Origin of the sequence: Solirubrobacter deserti (assembly GCF_027587175.1) — a bacterium.
Classification (GTDB): domain Bacteria; phylum Actinomycetota; class Thermoleophilia; order Solirubrobacterales; family Solirubrobacteraceae; genus Solirubrobacter; species Solirubrobacter deserti.
Window position 1 is genome coordinate 202,144 of sequence record NZ_JAPCID010000002.1, and the last position, 18,528, is coordinate 220,671.

Here is an 18,528-nt window from a genome sequence, read left to right on the forward strand (position 1 = left end):
CTCAGGCCGGCGGGACGTGGTGATTGCCCTTGAACAGGTCAGTCGGGTCGTACGTGGCCTTGACCGCGCGCAACCGCGTCCACACGTCCGGCGTGAAGAACGCGCTCGCGTCGACCGGGACCTCGACGAAGTTCGCGTAGTCGCCGGCGCGGTGCGGGCGCAGGTGCGCGTCGAACTCGGCCAGCGCCCCGCGCACCGCGGCGTCGCCGTCCTCGTCCATGACGACGCCGAGGCCCATCGCGCAGATCTCGCCGGGCAGCGTGGCGCGGGCGCCCGCGCCGGGCGTCTCGCGGGCGATCGCACCGCCCATGTGGCGGAACTGCGCCACCGTGAGCGCGGGCCCGGCCGTCTCGATCGTCGTCATCAGCTCGTCGACCGGGAGCGTGTCGACGAGCGCCGACGTGAGGCGGAACGGAAGCGGGTCGAGCGGGTCCATGGCGAGATCGCTGAGGACGATCGGCGGGACCATCGCGAACGTGTCGCGCACCGGGCCGAGCGCGCGCAGCGGCGCGAGCAGGTCGCGGCCCTCCGCCTCCGCGCCCAAGTGCGCGGCCATGATGATCGCGAGCGAGCGGCCGCGGGCGAACTCGGGCACGAACGGCGCCGGCGGGAAGTGGATCACCGAAGCCCACGACATCAGCTCCTCCGGGAACTCCGGCAGCAGCTCGTGCCACGTGTGCAGCATGTCCCCGGCGCGGTCGAGCTCGAAGAACATCGCGCCGGCATAGAGCCGGTCGAGCGGCTGGACCTCGAACTCGATCGCGGTCACGACGCCGAAGCTGCCACCACCGCCGCGCAGCGCCCAGAACAGGTCCGGGTCGTGCTCGGCGTCCGTGCGGATGAGCGTGCCGTCCGCCGTGACGAGCTCGAGCGCGGTGACGGCGTTCGACTGCAGCCCGAACTTGCGCGAGAGCCACCCGATGCCGCCGCCGAGCGAGTAGCCCGCCACGCCCACGTCGGGCGAGGAGCCGTGCAGCGCCGCGAGCCCGTACGCGTTCAGGCGCCCGAGAACGCGCTCCCACTTGACGCCCGCGCCGACGCGCACGCGCCGCGCGGCCGGGTCCACGTTCACCTCCTGCAGCGCGCTGGTGTTGAGCAGCAGCGTGCCCTCCAGGTTGCCGAGCGGGCCCTGGTTGTGCGCCGCGCCCTGGGGCGCGACGCGCAGCCCGGCGGCGCGGGCGTAGGCCACGGCCGCGGCGACATCGCGCGCGTCGGCGGGCAGCGCGACCGCCGCGGGGTGCTGGTCGAGCGTGAGGTTGAAGGCGGAGCGGGCGTGATCCCAGCTGGGATCACCCGGGAGGACGAAGCCGGCGTTCAGGGAGGGGAGCGTCGCGGAGAGCATGCCGCGAGATGGTGCGGATCGCGCGCTGGGCCGTCGATCCCGCAGATGCGGGAACGTCGACGCGCCGCACCCCCACGTTTGAGGGGGAGGCCGGTCAACCACCCTGCACGGGTGAAGCTACCCGCATCGCGGCGCGCACGGGCCGTCCGTAGGGTCCGCGCATGACTGCGAGCCCCTCCCTCGCGTTCGCGCGAACGGCACGCCGGATCGACGCCCTGGCCGACGAGCGGCTGCCCGCCCGGGCGCTGCTCGACCGGGTCTCCGAGGAGCTCCGCGCGGCGGTGCCGATCGACGCGCTGTTCATGGCCGCGACCGATCCGCAGACGGGGCTGGCGATGGGCGCGGGCGTGGTGCACCAGATGCCGCAGACGGTGTGCCGGCCGTTCTGGGAGTACGAGTTCGAGGTGCCCGACTTCAACAAGTTCGACGAGCTCGCGCGCGGGCCGCACCAGGTCGCCGACCTGCACGCCGCGACGGGCGGGCGGCCGGAGCGCAGCGCGCGCTGGCGCGAGATCCGCACGCACATGGACGCCGACGCGGAGCTGCGCGCGGTGTTCAACGCCGGCGGGCGCACCTGGGGCATGCTGCACGCCAACCGTGCCGGCACATCCGGCTTCGCGCCGGACGAGATCGCGCTGCTGGACGCGATCGCGCCGATGATCGGCCGCGCGCTGCGGGCGTCACTGATCTCGCACCCGGCCAAGCCGGATTCCGGCCGCGGCGTCGGGATGGCGATCGTCGACGGCGACGGCTTCGTGCAGACGGCCACGCCGGAGGCCTACGCGTGGTTCCAGGACATCGACACCGCCTACGAGCTTCCTGACCCGGTGCACGGCGCGATCGTCCCGAGCGAGGTGATGGTCGCGGCCGCCGAGGCGCGCGCCCGCGGCGTCGCCAGCCGCTCGCGCGCCCGCACCCGCAGCGGCGTGTGGCTGCTCATCCACGCCAACCGCCTGCACTCGGGCGACGGCACCGCGGTCGTGATCGAGCCGGCCAAGGCGAGCGAGGTCGCGCCGCTGATCGTCGACGCCTACGAGCTCACACCGCGCGAGCTCGACGTCACCCGCGCGCTCGCGCGCGGTCTGACCACGAGCGAGATCGCGCGCGAGCTGCACCTCTCCCGCTACACGGTCCAGGACCACCTCAAGGCCGTCTACGAGAAGGTTGGGGTCGGCAGCCGCGGCGAGCTCGTCGCCAAGGTCTTCGCCGACCACTACTACGACGACCTCAGCGCGTCGGTCCACCGCGCCGCCTAGAGGCGGCAGAGGAACCCGGGCGGCTTCGGGCGCGGCGCGCGTCCCTCGCCGGGCGGCACGATCTCGAACACGCCCACCATGCCCAGGTCGGAGTGCGGCGTGATGTGGCAATGGAACAGCGACGTGCCGGTGAAGTCGGCGAACACCGTGCGCAACGTGATGCTCTGGCGCGGGTGGACCGTGACCGTGTCGCGGTAGCCCGGCTCGTCGACCGGCTGACCGTTGACGTGCGTCACCTGGAACGGGTTGACGTGGATGTGGAATGGGTGCGCGAGCACGCTGTCGTTGACGATCGTCCACTCCTCCACCGCGCCCAGCTCGACGACGTGGTCGACGCGGTCGTGGTCGAACAGCTTCCCGTCCATCTTGAAGCCGCCGGTCATCGACATCGTGATCGTGCGCTGCTTGTCGAGCGGGAGCGTGCGCAGGTCGCAGAACGGCTCCAGCAGCGGCTGCGGGTTCAGCGCGCGCCGCGGGCGGCGATCCGGCAGCACGTCCAGCGTCGCCAGCACGAGGTCGGGTGAGACGAAGCCGGCGCCGTGGTCGGACGGCAGCGCGTGCAGCGCGTAGCGGCCGGGCGCGCCGGCGCGCACGAGCACCTCGGCGCGGCCGCCCGGCGGGATGTGGACGACGTCGGTCTCGACCGTGTGCGAGAACGGGTTGCCGTCCGCGGCGATCTGCGTCAGGCGGTGGCCGTCGAGGCGCAGGTCGAAGAAGTCGCTGACCGACGCGTTGACGATCCGCCAGCGCTCGGTCTCCCCCGCCTTGAGCGCCACGTGCGGGTTCTGCTGGCCGTTGACGAGCCGCACCTGGCTGGCGAGCAGGTTCGCCGACCACGGCTTGAGGGAGCCGTCCGCGGCCCACTCCGGCGCCTGCAGGACCAGCACGCGGTCGCGCGCGGACGCGGCCGCGCCGCGCCGCTCGGCCTCCGAGCGGAAGATGACGGCGCCGGCCGCGCCGCCGAACAGCTGCCGTGAGCCGTCGCCGTGCGGATGCGGGTGGTACCAGTTCAGGCCCGCCGGATGGTCGCGCGGAATGTCGAACTGGTAGTCGAACGTGCCGCCCGCGGGGACGTCGATCATCACGTTGTCGGCGTTGCCGCCGGGCGGCACGTGGAAGCCGTGCGTGTGCAGGTTGGTCGGCGTGGACAGCCGGTTGACCAGCCGCACGTGGACGCGGTCACCCGGGTCGGCGACGAGCGTCGGGCCGGGCACGCCGCCGTTGTAGGTGACCGCGGTGCGGCGGGCACCGGCCCAGAAGCACTCGCGTTCCTCGATCACGAGCGTGGCCGAGAGCCGGCCTCGCCAGCTGTGGATGCGCGGCGGCTCGACCAGCGACTCGACGCGCGGCGGCGGGCTCGGCGCTCCCCAGTGCCTGAGCCCGCCGCTGCCTGCGACGGCGGCGGCGCTTGCGGCGACCCCCATGAAGCCACGTCGCGTCACGTCGCCGTCGATCGTCTGTGGCTGCGCCACGGTCCTGCTCCCCTCCCTCAGCTGCACTCGCGCTGCTGCAAGGTAGGCAATCGTTTGCCATCTGTCTCGAGCAACTTCCTGGAGGGACAGATTCGTGACCACCACACGCGCGGGTGTGGTGTTGCGGTGAGCGCCTACTGATCGGCGTGCCCGACGAGCACCGGCGCCTCGGCGTGGTGCACGAGACCCGACGAGACCGACCCGAGCAGCACCGAGCGCGCGCCGCCCTGGCCGCGTGAGCCGGTGACGACGAGCCCGGCGTCGCGGTCGCGGGCCAGCGCGGAGATGGTGCGCCACACGCCCTGGGACGCTTCGATCGTCTCGCCCGTCGCGTCCAGGCCTGCCGCGCGGGCGCGGACGACGCCCTGCTCGGTCGTGGCGCCGGCCTCGTCGGTGAGCGCCTCGTCGAGCGCCTGCACGATCTCCTTGACCTCACCGTGCGCCAGCGCCCGAACGGCGCGGCTGTCGCGGTACTGGGACTCGTAGACATGGACGACGACCGCCGCGCGGCCCGCCAGCAGGCGCCCGGCGAGGTCGATCGCGCGGTCCGCGGCGGGCGAGCCGTCATAGGCGATCAAGACCGGGCCGTCCGCCGGCTCGCAGTCATCGGGAATCACGAGGAGCGGCAGCTCGGCGTGGTGAAGCAGGCTCGTCGAGGTGGACCCGAGCACCGTGCGGGCGAGCTCGCTGCGCCCGCGGGCGCCGCACACGAGCGCGTCGGCGCCGCGTGCCGCGTCCAGCAGCGCCTCCCAGGCGGGGGTGTGCGGCTTGGTGACCAGCGGCTCGGCGTCCAGGCCGGCGGCGTGCCCGACCCCCTCGGCGGCGATCGTGCGCGCCTCCTGCACCGCCTGCGCGGCGATCTCCTCGAGCGCGCGCTCGAGCGTCCCCGACGGCACGTTCATCAAAAAGCGCGACGCACCGCGCACCGGCTGCGGCGGCGGCTCGGGGACGGTCACGATCGTGGCCTTCGCGCCGGCGAGCAGCGCGCCGGCGACGCGGACGGCGGTGACCGCGCTGGGCGATCCGTCGTAGGCGATGGCGAGCTGAGCGGCGGCCATCCCCTCAACCTACAAGGCGGTCACCGGCGCATGCCGCGCAGCACGAGCTCGGCGAGGCGGCGGGCGCCGGCCGGGTCCAGCTGGCCGGCCTCGCGCGTGGACTTGAACACGAGCCGCAGGTCCTCGTGGGTGGCGTCGTCGCGCAGGAACGGGCGGGCGCGCTCGACGAGCGTTTCGAGCGCGTCCGTCGCGGCCTGGCGCGCCTCGGCCACGGCGGGGCGACGCTGGGCGGCGTCGTCCCACGCGGTCTGGGAGAGGAAGTCGGTCGCGCCGTCCTGGGCGGTCTCGTAGGTCGCGCGTTCGAGGGCGGCCCAGGCGTCGGGCTCGCGGGATGCGGCCTCGAAGCGCCGGACCAGCGCGCGGGCGCGCTCGATGACGAGCGCGTCGATCACGTCCTCCTTGGCGCCGACCTGACGGTAGATGCTGCCCACGCCGGCGCCGACCGCCGAGGCCAGGCGCGGCATCGCGACGTCCAGCCCTTCGCGGGCGAAGAGGTCGTCGGCGGCGGCGAGCGTGCGCGCCCGCTTCTCCTCGAGCGTGAGCTCGGACCACGGCGGAATGGCCATTCCGCTACCTTACCGCCATGCCCGAGCTCCGTTCCCGCACCGTCACCCATGGCCGGAATATGGCCGGCGCCCGCGCGCTGCTGCGCGCCGCGGGGGTCGAGAAGGAGGACCTCGGTCGCAAGCCGATCATCGCGGTAGCGAACTCGTACACGCAGTTCGTGCCCGGGCACACGCACCTGAAGCCGGTGGGCGAGATCGTGGCGGACGCGATCAAGGCCGCAGGCGGCATCCCGCGCGAGTTCAACACGATCGCGGTCGATGACGGCATCGCCATGGGCCACGGCGGGATGCTCTATTCGCTGCCCTCGCGTGACCTGATCGCCGACAGCGTGGAGTACATGGTCAACGCGCACTGCGCCGACGCGCTGATCTGCATCTCCAACTGCGACAAGATCACGCCCGGGATGCTCAACGCCACCCTGCGGCTGAACATCCCGACGGTGTTCGTGTCCGGCGGCCCCATGGAGGGCGGCACGGCGGTGCTGGTGGACGGCACGGTGCGCACGCGCGTGAACCTCATCACCGCGATCGCCGACGCCGTCGCGGACGAGGTCTCCGACGAGGACATCGCGATCATCGAGGAGTCCGCGTGCCCGACGTGCGGCTCGTGCTCGGGCATGTTCACCGCGAACTCGATGAACTGCCTGACGGAGGCGCTCGGGCTCGCGCTGCCCGGCAACGGTTCCACGCTCGCCACGCACACGGCGCGCAAGGACCTCTACGAGGCCGCCGGCCGCGCCGTGGTGGACATCACGCGCCGCTACTACGACGGCGGCGACGAGTCCGTGCTCCCGCGCAGCATCGCGTCCCGCGAGGCGTTCGAGAACGCGATGGCGCTGGACGTCGCCATGGGCGGCTCCACCAACACCGTGCTGCACCTGCTCGCGGCCGCGCAGGAGGCCGAGCTCGAGTTCACGATGCAGGACATCGACGCGATCTCGCGTCGCGTGCCGTGCCTCAGCAAGCTCGCGCCGAACGGCACCTACCTGATGGAGGACTGCCACCGCGCGGGCGGGATCCCGGCGATCCTCGGCGAGCTGCACCGCGCGGGGCTGCTGCACACGAACGTGTTCACGGTCCACTCGACGTTCGAGCAGTGGCTGGCCGAGTGGGACATCCGCGGCGGCTCCGCGTCCGAGCAGGCGATCGAGCTCTTCCACGCCGCGCCGGGCTGCAAGCGGAGCGCCTCCGCGTTCAGCCAGTCCGAGCGCTGGGAGTCGCTGGACACCGACGCCGAGCACGGCTGCATCCGCTCCGTGGAGCACGCGCACTCCAAGGACGGCGGGCTCGCGATCCTGTACGGCAACATCGCGCTCGACGGCTGCGTCGTGAAGACGGCGGGCGTCGACGAGTCGATCCTGAAGTTCTCCGGGCCGGCGCGGGTCGTGGACTCCCAGGACGCCGCGGTGGAGCTGATCCTGAGCGGCGGCGTCCGCGAGGGCGACGTGGTCGTCATCCGCTACGAGGGGCCGAAGGGCGGGCCCGGCATGCAGGAGATGCTCTACCCGACGTCCTACCTGAAGGGCCGCGGGCTCGGGAAGGCGTGCGCGCTGATCACCGACGGGCGCTTCAGCGGCGGGACCTCGGGCCTGTCGATCGGCCACATCTCGCCGGAGGCGGCGGCCGGGGGTGCGATCGCCCTCGTCGAAGAGGGCGACACCATCAACATCGACATCCCGAATCGTTCGATCGAGCTGGCGATCACCGACGCGGAGCTGCAGGAGCGGCGCGACGCGATGACCGAGTTCGCGCCGGTGGGTCGCGACCGTGTGGTCTCACCGGCGTTGCGGGCGTACGCCGCGATGGCCACCTCGGCCGACCGCGGCGCGGTGCGCGACGTGTCGCTCATCGAAGAGCGCGTGCGCGCGAACGCGTCCTGACGGGCGCCTCGTCGTTGGGCTCGGGCACACGGTCCCGGCGCTGAGGCCGGGGCCGGGGAGCCGTTCGCGGGGGGCTCAGAAGCATGACCTGGATAGTGGTGGGTCAGCGGCTCCCTTACATCAGGGATCACCCCAACAAGCACCCCAATCTTTCCCTAGGAGTGGTCTCGCAGGGCGGCCCGGGTGGAGTCGAAGATCCTCAGCTGATGGCGCAGGCCGGAGAGCGTGAATAGCATCGCGGCGGCCGTTCCGCGCGGCGCGACGATCGCCATCCGGCGGCCGTCGCGCTTGAGCTTGGACTGTGCGTGCAGGATCGCCGAGAGCCCGGTGGAGTCGATGAACTTCACCTCGCTGAGGTCGATCACGAGCCCGTCGGCGCCGTCGGAGAGCGCGTCGGCCAGCGCGACGCGGAACTCGTCCACCGTCGCGATGTCGAGCTCCGCGGGTGGAGCGATGATCCTCGGGTCGGGCACCCGGCTCGACGGTACCCACGGGCCGCCGGTGGGATACGCGCCCGTCATCCAGACGACCGATCTGCGCAGCGACGTGTTCGAGGCGGCCATGGCCGAGACGCTCGAATGCCTCCGGACGCGCGGCCCAACCTCGTCCTGATCCCGTACGGTCTGCCGATGCTGCGAATCGGACTCGTCGTTGCCCTCGTCCTCGCGTTCTCGGCTCCGGCCGCGTCAGCGGACGTGCTCATCTCGGCCATCCCGCGGACGCTGGTCTGCGGCGACGCCATCGCCCCCGGGATCTGGGCGCAGGCCGGCACCCGAGGCTCTCGCACGGTCCGCATGCGCGCGATCGACGACCGGACCGGCAAGGTCTGGTGGCGCAAGACGGCGAAGGCGCCCTTCGACGACTGGCGTTACTGGCATCTGCCCTCCGGCATGGACGGCGAGTGCCGGCCGACGACGGTCGTGTACAAGGGCCCAGGCTTCACCACCCGTTACAAGATCCGGTTCCGCAGCGAGGGCGTGTGAGCGCACCGCCCCCGCTGCGAGCTAGCGGGAGCGGATCACGACGACGCGGACCTTGCCGTCCGTGCCGGCCGGGAGCGCCAGCGTCGCCTTCTTCTTGAGCGTGACGCGCTTCGAGCACGGCGGCGGCGTGGTTGCGCCCTCGATCGCGGCCGGGCAGGCCCAGGCGACGAGCTTGCCCTTGGTCTTCGCCGGGCGACGGAGCGCGACCTTCCGGCCGCCCTTGGGCTTCGCCGCCGCGGCGGAGGCCTTGGCGGTGCCGCCCGAGAGCCTCGCGAATGCGAGGGTCTCGCCGCGGGCGTTGCGCAGCGGGGCCTCGCGGCTGGAGAGGACCGCCGAGGCGCCCTGGGCGCCGACGACCGGGCCGACGTAGCGGGCCGACCAGACGACGGTGGAGCCGCCTGCGTTGGAGGCGGACTCGCGCACGCGCAGGATCGCACCGATGTCGGCGTCGACGATCTTGTAAGTGGGCACGTCCGCGGCGCGCGCGACGCAGACGTTCGTGCAGCGCATCAGCTCGACCGTGTTGCTGGAAAGCGCGGGGCCGGTCCAGACGCCGGGGGTGATGGTCAGCGTGTCGCCGACGCGGCCGGCGCTGGTGGACAGCAGCGGCAGCGTCTTCCAGCGCGGGCCGGCGATCGAGACCACGTCGGTCTCGGCCGAGCGCGCGGTGACGGTGCCGTCCTCGTTGGCCGCGGTGCTCACGCCGACGATCTTGAAGTCCACGTCGCCCGCGACGAGCGTGTAGCGGTCGCCGGTCGCGCCCGGGATCGCCGCGCACCCGTTGGCGTCGCAGCGCTCCCACGAGAAGCTGTAGTTGGTGTCGTCGGTCGCGACCCAGGTGTAGCTCGTCATGGTCAGCGTCACGCCCTGCTGGATGATCGGGCTCGAGCTCTGGATCACGGGAACGTGGGTGTTGACCGGCGGGCCGGCGACCGCGGCGCCCGTCTCGGCCGAGCGCTCGGAGCCGGAGCCCCAGCTGTTGGTGGCGGTCACGAGCACGGCGAGGGTGTGGCCCTCGTCGGCCTTGGTCACGCGGTAGCTGTCGAGCATCGCGCCCGAGATCGGCTGGCAGTCGCCGTTCAGGCAGCGCAGCCACTGGTAGGCGAAGCGGGACGGGGTGTTCGACCATGTGCCGGTGGTCGCGGTCAGCACCTGGCCGCGCTTGGCCAGGCCGGTCACGACCGGCGGGGCCACGGACACGGGCACGGGCCGCGGCCGGATCGCCAGCGGAACGCTCTGTGCCGTCGCGGTCTGGCCGGCGAACGTCGCGGTGATCACGAGCACGATCGTGTGAGCCTCGTCGGCGCCGGTCACCGGGAAGCGCGGCGTGCCGTCGCCGACGGACAGGCAGCCGGTGACGCCGTCCGCGTCGCAGCGGCGCCAGTCGAAGGTGAGGTCGACGTTCGGGAACGTCCAGCGGCCGGGATCGCCGAGCAGCGTCTCGCCCGGGTACCCGTCGCCGCCGATCGCGGGCCGAGTCGTGTTGCTCAGGGCGTGCATGGCGATGGGCACCGTCAGGGCGCTGTCGATCGTCGCCTCGCCGCCGGTCGTGGCGGCGCGGACGCGCACGCCGATCCGCATGCCGATGTCCTGCGCCGACAGCAGGTACTCGGTGCCGACGCCGACCGGCTCGCAGCCCGTGACGATCGTCCCGTGCGCGGCCGTGCAGCGGAACCACGAGTAGGTGAACGTCACGTTCTGCTGGTCCCACGTGCCGGGCTCGGCGGTCAGCGTGGCGCTCTGGCGCGGCGTGCCGGACGGCGCGCCCGGCGCGACCAGGTTCACCGGCGGCGCCCCGATGGTGGCGGTGGGCGCGGACACGGCCGTGGTGCGGCCGTCCTCGTTGGACGCGGTCACCTTCACGCGCACGACCGCCCCGACGTCGTCGGCGACCAACAGGTAGCTGATGCCGGTCGCGCCCGGGATGTCGTTGCCGTTGCGCTGCCACTGGTAGGCGTATTCGGCCTCCGGCGCCCAGTCGCCACGGCGCACGGACAGGTTGCCGCCCAGGCGCGGCGGGCCGCTGAGCGTCGGCGGGGCGAGGTTCACCGGCGGCGCGACCGCCACCGTGCTCGTGGGCTGGCTGACGGCGAACGCCGAGCCGTCCGCGTTGGTCGCGGTCACCTTCAGGCGGACCTCGGTGCCGACGTCGGCGGCCGCGAGGTCGTAGACGGTCGCGGTGGCGCCCGGGATGTCCTGGAAGGTGCCGGAGACGCGACGCTGCCACTGGTAGGCGTAGGAGTTCTCGATGCCCAGCCACTCGCCCAGCCGGGACGAGAGGCGGGAAGCGCGGCGCGCGGTGCCGGAGATCTCCGGGTCCTGGGTCGCCTGCGGCGGGCTGCCCTGGACCGTCGCGGTCCCGAGGCTGAAGGCCGAGACGCTGCCGTCCGGGTTGGTGGCGGTGACGCGCAGGCGCACGCGCGCGCCGACGTCGGCCACGGTCAGCTTGTAGGTGAGGCCGAGCGCGCCCACGATGTCGGTGTAGCCCGAGCCCGAGTCGCGCTGCCACTGGTAGACGTACATGTTGTCCGGCCCGGTCCAGGTGCCGCGCGTGCCGACGAGCGTGGTCGCGCGCAGCGCGGCGCCCGTCACGTTCGGGATCCCGGCGTTGGCCGGCGGCGTGGCTTCGATCACCGCGGTCGCGGCGCTCGCGCGGGCGTTGCTGCCGTCCGGGTTGCTCGCGGTCACGAGCACGCGGATCGCGACTCCCACGTCGGCCCGCAGCAGCTCGTAGGTCGAGCCGTTCGCGCCCTGGATGTTGGTCCACGTCGTGCCGTCGGCCGAGCGCTGCCATTGGTAGGCGTACGCGTTGTTGGCCCCGCTCCAGGTTCCGGCGAGCGCGGTGAGCGTCGAGCCGCGCCGCGCGGCACCGTTGATGACGGGCGCGACCGTGTTCAGCGGCCCTTCGCCGGTCACGGCCGCGGTCGGGAGGCTCACGGCGTTCTCGGTGCCCTCGGCGTTGGCGGCCGTCACGCGCAGGCGCACGATCGCGCCCACGTCGGCCGCGACCAGCGTGTACGTCGTGCGGGTGGCGCCTTCGATGCTGCTCCACGTCGTCCCGTTGTCGGTCGAGCGCTGCCACTGGTAGGTCCAGCCGTTGCCGATCCCGCTCCAGGTGCCGGACGTGCCCTGCAGGATCGAGCCCCGCTTGGCGGTGCCGCTGATCGTCGGGGCGGACGTGTTGACGGGCGGGGCGGCCGGCACCGTCGCGGTCGGCGTGCTCATCGCGGCGGCGGTGCCGTCGGGGTTGGTGCCGGTCACGCGCAGGCGCACGGCCGCGCCCACGTCGCCCGCGGCCAGCTCGTACGTGAGCCGGGTCGCGCCGGAGATGTTCGTCCACGTCGTGCCGTCGGTGGAGCGCTGCCACTGGTAGTCGTAGGCCGTGTCGGCGCCGGTCCAGGTGCCGAGCGTGCCGACGAGCGTCTGGCCGCGCTGCGCGCTCCCGCTCACGACCGGGCGGACCGTGTTCACGGGCGGGCTGAGCAGGACCTTGGCCGTCGCCGCGCTCACGGCCGTCGCGCTGCCCTCGGCGTTGGTGACGGTCACCGACAGGCGCACGAACTTGTCGACGTCGCTCGTCGCGAGCACGCGCGTGGAGCCGGTCGCGCCCGCGATGTTCGTCCACGTCGTGCCGTCGGGCGAGGACTGCCACTGGAACTTGACGCTGTTGTCGATGCCCTCCCAGCTGCCCGCCGCGCCCGTGAGCGTCGAGCCGCGCCGGGCGGTCCCGCTGATCGTGGGCGGCGCGGTGTTGGCGGGCCGTGAGCTCGGCACGGGCACGGACGCCGCGCTGACCTCGGTGGCCGTCGCGTCCGGGTTGGTCGCGGTCACGACGACCCGCACGCGCTTGCCGACGTCGTCCACGGTCAGCGTGTAGCCGGCGCCGGTGGCGTCCGCGATGTCGACCCCGTCGCGCTGCCACTGGTAGGCGTAGACGTTGCCGTTGCCGCTCCAGGTGCCGCGGTTGGCGAGCAGCGCGCCGTTGCGCTGGACCGTGCCCGTGAGGCTCGGCGCGACGGTGTTGACGGGCGGCGCGGCGATAACACGCGCGCTCGCGGGGGTGGTGGCGCGCAGGGTGCCGTCGGCGTTGGTGGCCGTGACCTGCAGGCGCAGGAAGCGTCCGACGTCGCCGGTCACCAGCGTGTACGTCGTCGCCTTGGCGTTGGGGACGTCCGTCCACGTCGTGCCGTCCGCCGAGGACTGCCACTGGTAGCTGTAGCCGTTGCCGGTGCCGCTCCAGGTGCCGGTGGTGCCGGTGAGCGTGAGCCCGCGCTGCGCCGTGCCGGTGAGCGCCGGCGGCGTCTGGTTGAGCGGGCCGGCGGCGAGCACGGGCGGCGTCGGGTCGCTGGCCTCGACGATCACGCCGTCCGGGTTGGAGGCGGTCACGAGCACGCGCACGAGCGCGTCGACGTCCTCGGCCTTGAGCGTGTAGGAGCCGCCCGTGGCGCCGTCGATCGCGACCCAGCCCTCGCCGAAGTCGCGCTGCCACTGGAACGCGTACACGTTGTCCGGGCCGGTCCAGGTGCCGCGCGTGGCGGTCATCGCCCGCCCGCGCTGCGGCGTGCCGTTGATCGTCGGCTTGCTCACGTTGGCCGGCGGGAACGGCGCGACGATCGCGGTCGTCGCGGCGCTCGCGCGGTCGGCGGTCCCGTCCGGGTTGGTCATCGTCACGAGCACGCGCACGAACAGGCCCTCGTCGGCCTTGGCCAGCTGGTAGGTCGACGCCGTCGCGCCGCCGATCGCCGTCCAGGTCGTGCCGTCGGGCGAGGACTGCCACTGGTAGCGGACCCCGTTGCCCGCGCCGCTCCACGTGCCCGGGTTCGCCGACAGCGTCGAGGAGCGCTGGAGGCTCGACCCGGAGATCGACGGCACGACGTTGTTGACGGGCGGGTCCCAGGTGACGGGGCCCACCGGGTCGCTCGTCACCGTCGCCTGGCCGTAGGGGTTGGTGGCCTTGACGGTGACGCGGATCAGCAGCTCGCGCTCGGCGCTGGTGAGCGTGAAGCTGGCGGTGTCCGCGCCGATCGGGTCCCAGGTGACGCCGTCCGCGGACCGCTCCCACTGGTAGTTGTAGGTCGTGCCGGTCGGGTTCCAGGTCTGGTTGATCGTCAGCGTCTGGCCGCGCCGGGGCGTGCCCGCGATCGCCGGGCGCACGGTGTTGACCGGCGCGCCGGAGCCGATCGGGCCGACGGGCGCGGACGTCGCGCTGTCGGCGCCGAACGGGTTGGTGGCGACGACCGTCACGCGCACCAGCGCGTTGATGTCGGCCACGCCCGGGACGTAGGTGGAGGCGGCCGCGTCGGGGATCGTCGTCCAGCTCGCGCCGTTGTCGAGCGAGCGCTGCCACAGGTAGGTGTAGGTCGAGCCGGCGGGGTTCCACATGCCGGGGGACGTGCTCAGCGTCGCGCCCTGGCGCGGCGTGCCGGTGATGATCGGCGGCGAGACGTTCACGGGCCGCCCGCCGAGCGCGCCGGAGACGGCGCGGTCCGCGTTCACGCGGCCGCCGGTGAGCGCCTTGCCGGCCAGCTCGGGCTTGGCGTCGACGGAGCCCATGATCGCGCTCTTGACGTCCAGCGCGCTCAGCCCGGGGCGGGCCGAGAGCACGAGCGCGGCGACGCCCGCCGTGTTCGGGGACGCCATCGACGTGCCCTGCTGGTAGGCGTACGCGGGCCCGACGTAGGTGGAGAGGATCGCGGTGCCCGGCGCGAAGACGTCGACCTTGGCGTTGCCGTAGTTGGAGAACGACGCCTTGCGGTCGTATTCGTCGGAGGCGCCGACGCAGAGGATGTTGTCGGCCGGGAGCGCGCACGGGCCGTACGGCGTGGCGTCGACGTTGGTGTTGTCGTTGCCGGCGGCGATCACGTAGAGCGTGTTCGGGTGCGCCTGGATGGCGGCGAGCTGGGACTGGTCCAGGCCGGGGCCGCCGAGGCTGGCGTTGACGATCCGCACGCCGAGCTTGCCGGCGTAGTCGAAGGCCTCCGCGATGTTCAAGCTCGAGCCGCGGCCGCTGGCGCCGAGCGCGCGCAGCGGCACGATCTTGGCGCCGGGCGCGACGCCCGCGATGCCCTCGTTGTTGTCGGCCTGCGCGGCGACGGTGCCGGCGACGTGCGTGCCGTGCCCGTGATTGTCCTGCGGGACGTTGTCCGCGCCGGGCGTCGAGTCGCCCTCGGAGACGCCGATCTGCGGGTACTCGCGCACGAAGTCCCAGCCCTGCCAGTCGTCGACGTAGCCGTTGCCGTCGTCGTCGACGCCGTTGGAGCGCTTGTCGCGGTTGGAGCCGTCGGTACCGGTCTCCCCCGCGTTGGTCGCGAGCTGCGCGAGCAGGTCCGGGTGGGTGGTGAGCACGCCGGTGTCGACGATGCCGACCGACACGCCGGCGCCGGTGGCGCGCGTCCACGCCTCCGGGACGTCCATGTCGGCGTCCGGGTAGCCCGCCGGGTAATAGCTGCCGCCGCCGTTGGGCACGTACATCTTCTGGCCCGTGTTCTCCAGGCCCCAGAGGTAGCCGAAGTACGGGTCGGCGGTCTGCGCCGTCTGAACGGTGACGGGCTCGGCGAAGACGACGTCCGGGTCGCGGTTGAGCTCGGCGACGGCCTCCGCGAGGTCGCCCCGCTCGGCGCGCACGAGCTCGGTGTCGGGCAGCGTGCTGCGGCGCTCGAGCTCCACGCCGGCGTCCGCACGCACGTCGGCGCGCTCGGCGGCGGTCAGCCCCGGTTCGCGCCGGACGACGATCTCCGTGGCGCCCTGGCGGTCCAGAGCCTCCACCTGCTGCGGGGGGACCGCGGCCTGCGCGGTGGCGGCAGGCGCGCACGCCGCGACGAGCGCGAGCAGGGCGACGGACAGGCGGAGACGTATGACCACGCCTGAGTCATCGGCAGGTTGCCCCCGTCAACGGACTCCGGCTCAGCGAGTGTCCGACGTTCGTGGCCCGCACTTCAGGCACTTGTCCGATGCGGATACGCCGTTCCGCCGGTTAGCGTCGCATCAGAGGGATTGGTTTCGAGGGATGGGGGTTGTTGCATGAGCAGGACGCTGAAAGCGCTGGTAGCCGCTGCGCTGCTGTTCGGACTGTGGGCCGGGACGGCGAAGGCGCAGGACCCACCGGCGCCGCTGCCTGAACCAAAAGTCGTCCCGATCCAGGTCACGGGCCCGCCGACCCAGCGCCTGAACCTGATCGTCATGGGCGACGGCTACCAGGCCGACCAGCAGAGCCTCTTCCGCGCCGACCTCGACCGCAACCTCGCGGTGATGTGGGCCACCGAGCCGTTCCGCACCTACCGCAACTACATCAACGTCTACGCCGTCGAACTCGCCTCGATCGACTACGGCGTCCGTTGCGACCCCGACGGCCGCAAGCGGCATCCCGACGGCACGATCCGGGACACGGGTGAGCGCGAGGGCCCCATCAACACCAAGCAGACGGCGCTGAAGATGATTTTCGACGGCGGCTGCTCGAATCCACTGGCGCGCGGCACGGTGTACGCGAACCCGCCCGCCAACCCGCCCGCGCCCGGATGCGAGAACTTCGCCGCCTACTATCCCGCCGGCGTGAACCCGTGTGAGACGGGCAACCAGGCGCATAACCGCATCATCGAGAACTACGTCTCGCCGGTTCTGGGCATCCCGCGCACCTCGCAGAACATCCAGACGCTCGCGATCTTCAACACCTTCACCTACGGCGGCATCGGCGGCACCCAGGCCACGACCTCCGGCGGCTCGCCGCAGGGCCCGCTGATCTCGCTGCACGAGCTCGGGCATTCGCTCGGGACGATGGCCGACGAGTACCCGTACTCGTCGCGCGACGTGGTGCGTCCCTGCTACACGGGCGGTGAGCCGAATTCGTTCCACCACACGCTCCTCACGGCGCCGGAGATGCTCACGCGTCAGGTCAAGTGGTGGCGCTGGCTGGGCGAGGAGAGCCTCTCCGGCGGGATCATCGGGACGCACGAGGGCGGCGGCACGTACCCGTGCGGGCAGAAGCGCCCGTCCCAGCACTCGATGATGCGCTGGATCGGCTTCGACTTCGACCAGATCGGCCTCGAGCACATGGTCGCGCGCGTCACCGGCATGCGCAACGCGGGCCAGATGAACGTGCAGACCACGCCGACCACGGACGCCGTGGCCAAGGACCAGGTCCTCTGGGTCGAGCCCGGCAACCCGCGCTTCCACGCCGTCGACGTGACCTGGCGGTCGGGCAGCGGGACGGGGCCGGTCATCGGCACCGGCCGCAACCTGGACCTGGAGCCGTTGAATCTCGCGCCCGGGACGACGATCCACGCCGAGGTCCGCGACCCGGTCGGCCCGGATGGCATCGACTGGGTGCGCAACCCGTCGACGAACAACTCCGCCGCCGACTCCGGCTTCAACGGGCCGCGCTTCGTGCAGACGCGGACGTGGACGGTCGGCGAGAGCACGGTCACGGCGGACCCGGCCGCGGCGGACATCACCGCCCACACGGCCAACACGCGTCCGCTCGCGGGCGACGAGTTCGTGTACGTGAACACCAACCACCCGGCCGACCGGGTGCTGCCCGTGACGTGGACGGTCAACGGCACGGAGGTGCCGAACACGGCGAACCGCCGCACGCTGGACCTCGGGTCGCTCAACCTGCCCTCGGGCACGCACACGCTGGTGGCCAAGGTCACCGACGGCGCGCTCTCGGACTCGGTCGAGTGGAAGATCGACAACGTCGACCCGACGGCGGCGCGCCGCCTGTCGGCCCCGGCCGCCAAGTCGACCAGCGACGACCACGGGATCTACTTCAACGGCTGGGACATGTGGCTGGACCCGAAGGACGACACCACCGGGTATGAGGGCACGCCCGCCGTCGTGGGCCAGTTCCGGCTCAACCGCGACGGCTGGTTCGTCTACTTCGGCTTCCCGGAGAAGCCGATGCCCGAGTCGCCGTACGAGTTCCGCCACTCCGGCCAGGTCGTCAAGGCGCTCACCTACGGCAACCTCGGCACGGGCGGCATCTCCAAGGCCGGCTTCGAGCAGACGCTGCCGGACGACCACCCGTCCGGTGGCTTCATCCCCGGCTTCGGCACCCACACGGTCGAACACCGCGCGATCGACCCGGCCGGCAACTACTCGATTCCCGAGTCCTACACCGCCACGGCGCTGCCGGGGGCGCAGCTGACCTGCGCCACGTCGGTGACGGGCAACCAGGCCTCGATCAACGCGGCCGAAGGCGTCACCTGCGTCGACGGCGCCACCGTCAGCGGCACCGTGACGGTCGCCGCGGGCGCCTCGCTCCTGCTCAAGAACACGACGGTCGGCGGCACGCTCGACGCGAACGGCGCCGAGGCCGTCCAGGTCATCGGCTCCACCGTCACCGGCGCGACCAAGATCGCGAACTCGACCAAGGACGTCACGCTCGCGGGCTCGGCGTTCAAGGGCGGGCTGTCGCTGACCGGCAACACGCAGGTCACCGCCAACGAGCGCTACAGCCGGCTCGCCGGTGCCTACGGGCCGGTCGTGGCCGGCAACACCGTCAACGGCACGTTCGAGTGCGCGAACAACAGCGCCGCCGTCAAGGACTTCGGCGCCGCCAACCGCATCACCGGCGCCTCCAACGGCTGCGCCGCCACCGCCGTCTCCCCCGAGCTGCCGATCAGCGGCACCGTCCCGGCCACGCTCTCGCTCACGCTCGCCAGCGTGCCGGCGTTCCCGACGTTCGTGCCGGGCGTCACGCGCGATTACACGACCACGGGGCAGGCCAACGTCATCTCCACCGCCGGCAACGCGGCGCTGACCGTGTCCGAGCCGGGTCACCTGACCAACGGCGCGTTCACGCTCGCCGAGCCGCTGCGCGTCGAGCTCTCCAAGTCCATGTGGACCGGACCGGTCTCCAACGAGAAGGTCGACGTGACCTACAAGCAGCTCATCAAAGACAAGGACCCGCTGCGCACCGGGACCTACAGCAAGACGCTGACCTTCACGCTGAGCACCACCCAGCCGTAAAGGGAGCT

Annotated in this window: 10 protein-coding genes; 4 read left to right on the plus strand and 6 right to left on the minus strand. The window is 72.5% G+C overall.

All coding sequences use genetic code 11. The annotated features are described in order from the left end of the window. Window position 1: 1 nt before the first annotated feature. Complete coding sequence (locus OJ962_RS02170; protein WP_202953218.1) at window positions 2-1,342, minus strand: FAD-binding oxidoreductase; 1,341 nt, start codon at window positions 1,340-1,342, stop codon at window positions 2-4. A gap of 161 nt (window positions 1,343-1,503) precedes the next feature. Here OJ962_RS02170 and OJ962_RS02175 point away from each other — a divergent pair, with 161 nt between their 5' ends. Continuing rightward, window positions 1,504-2,598, plus strand: coding sequence for a helix-turn-helix transcriptional regulator (locus OJ962_RS02175; protein ID WP_202953219.1), 1,095 nt, complete (start codon window positions 1,504-1,506; stop codon window positions 2,596-2,598). Here OJ962_RS02175 and OJ962_RS02180 read toward each other — a convergent pair. The 3 genes from OJ962_RS02180 to OJ962_RS02190 form a co-directional block, all read right to left on the minus strand. After that, a complete protein-coding gene (locus tag OJ962_RS02180; RefSeq protein WP_202953220.1) occupies window positions 2,595-4,070 on the minus strand; it encodes a multicopper oxidase family protein in 1,476 nt (491 codons plus the stop codon). The genes OJ962_RS02175 and OJ962_RS02180 overlap by 4 nt on opposite strands. Window positions 4,071-4,204: 134 nt before the next feature. Continuing rightward, the gene (locus OJ962_RS02185) at window positions 4,205-5,128 is read right to left on the minus strand and encodes a universal stress protein (RefSeq protein ID WP_202953221.1); all 924 of its coding nucleotides are present in this window, start codon (window positions 5,126-5,128) and stop codon (window positions 4,205-4,207) included. A gap of 20 nt (window positions 5,129-5,148) precedes the next feature. Further along, the gene (locus tag OJ962_RS02190; protein ID WP_202953222.1) at window positions 5,149-5,694 is read right to left on the minus strand and encodes a TetR/AcrR family transcriptional regulator; all 546 of its coding nucleotides are present in this window, start codon (window positions 5,692-5,694) and stop codon (window positions 5,149-5,151) included. A gap of 17 nt (window positions 5,695-5,711) precedes the next feature. Here OJ962_RS02190 and ilvD point away from each other — a divergent pair, with 17 nt between their 5' ends. Continuing rightward, on the plus strand, window positions 5,712-7,574 hold the full coding sequence (gene ilvD / locus OJ962_RS02195) for a dihydroxy-acid dehydratase (protein ID WP_202953223.1): 1,863 nt from the start codon (window positions 5,712-5,714) through the stop codon (window positions 7,572-7,574). Between the two features lie 155 nt (window positions 7,575-7,729). Here the strand turns inward: ilvD and OJ962_RS02200 are convergent, their stop codons facing one another. Beyond that, window positions 7,730-8,137 carry an STAS domain-containing protein gene (locus OJ962_RS02200; protein ID WP_202953224.1) on the minus strand — a complete coding sequence of 136 codons (408 nt, stop codon included), beginning with the start codon at window positions 8,135-8,137 and terminating at the stop codon, window positions 7,730-7,732. A 66-nt stretch (window positions 8,138-8,203) separates the two neighbouring features. Between OJ962_RS02200 and OJ962_RS02205 the strand changes: the two genes are divergently transcribed. Next, entirely contained in the window at window positions 8,204-8,557 is a 354-nt protein-coding gene (locus tag OJ962_RS02205; protein WP_270006148.1) for a hypothetical protein, read from the plus strand. 21 nt (window positions 8,558-8,578) lie between these two features. On the opposite strand, the gene OJ962_RS02210 is transcribed toward OJ962_RS02205, so the two are convergent. Then, window positions 8,579-15,418 (minus strand): S8 family serine peptidase, encoded by a 6,840-nt coding sequence (locus tag OJ962_RS02210; protein ID WP_202953226.1) that lies wholly within the window; start codon window positions 15,416-15,418, stop codon window positions 8,579-8,581. Window positions 15,419-15,577: 159 nt separating this feature from the next. Here OJ962_RS02210 and OJ962_RS02215 point away from each other — a divergent pair, with 159 nt between their 5' ends. Continuing rightward, window positions 15,578-18,520 (plus strand): M64 family metallopeptidase, encoded by a 2,943-nt coding sequence (locus OJ962_RS02215; protein WP_202953227.1) that lies wholly within the window; start codon window positions 15,578-15,580, stop codon window positions 18,518-18,520. The last annotated feature ends 8 nt before the right edge of the window (window positions 18,521-18,528 follow it).

Excerpts from the sequence above, each read along its gene's own strand:
- OJ962_RS02185 (WP_202953221.1), bottom strand. The coding sequence starts at position 5,128 with ATGGCCGCCGCTCAGCTCGCCATCGCCTACGACGGATCGCCCAGCGCG.
- OJ962_RS02200 (WP_202953224.1), bottom strand. The coding sequence starts at position 8,137 with ATGGCCGCCTCGAACACGTCGCTGCGCAGATCGGTCGTCTGGATGACG.
- OJ962_RS02215 (WP_202953227.1), top strand. The coding sequence starts at position 15,578 with ATGAGCAGGACGCTGAAAGCGCTGGTAGCCGCTGCGCTGCTGTTCGGA.
- ilvD (WP_202953223.1), top strand. The coding sequence starts at position 5,712 with ATGCCCGAGCTCCGTTCCCGCACCGTCACCCATGGCCGGAATATGGCC.
- OJ962_RS02175 (WP_202953219.1), top strand. The coding sequence starts at position 1,504 with ATGACTGCGAGCCCCTCCCTCGCGTTCGCGCGAACGGCACGCCGGATC.
- OJ962_RS02170 (WP_202953218.1), bottom strand. The coding sequence starts at position 1,342 with ATGCTCTCCGCGACGCTCCCCTCCCTGAACGCCGGCTTCGTCCTCCCG.
- OJ962_RS02190 (WP_202953222.1), bottom strand. The coding sequence starts at position 5,694 with ATGGCCATTCCGCCGTGGTCCGAGCTCACGCTCGAGGAGAAGCGGGCG.
- OJ962_RS02205 (WP_270006148.1), top strand. The coding sequence starts at position 8,204 with ATGCTGCGAATCGGACTCGTCGTTGCCCTCGTCCTCGCGTTCTCGGCT.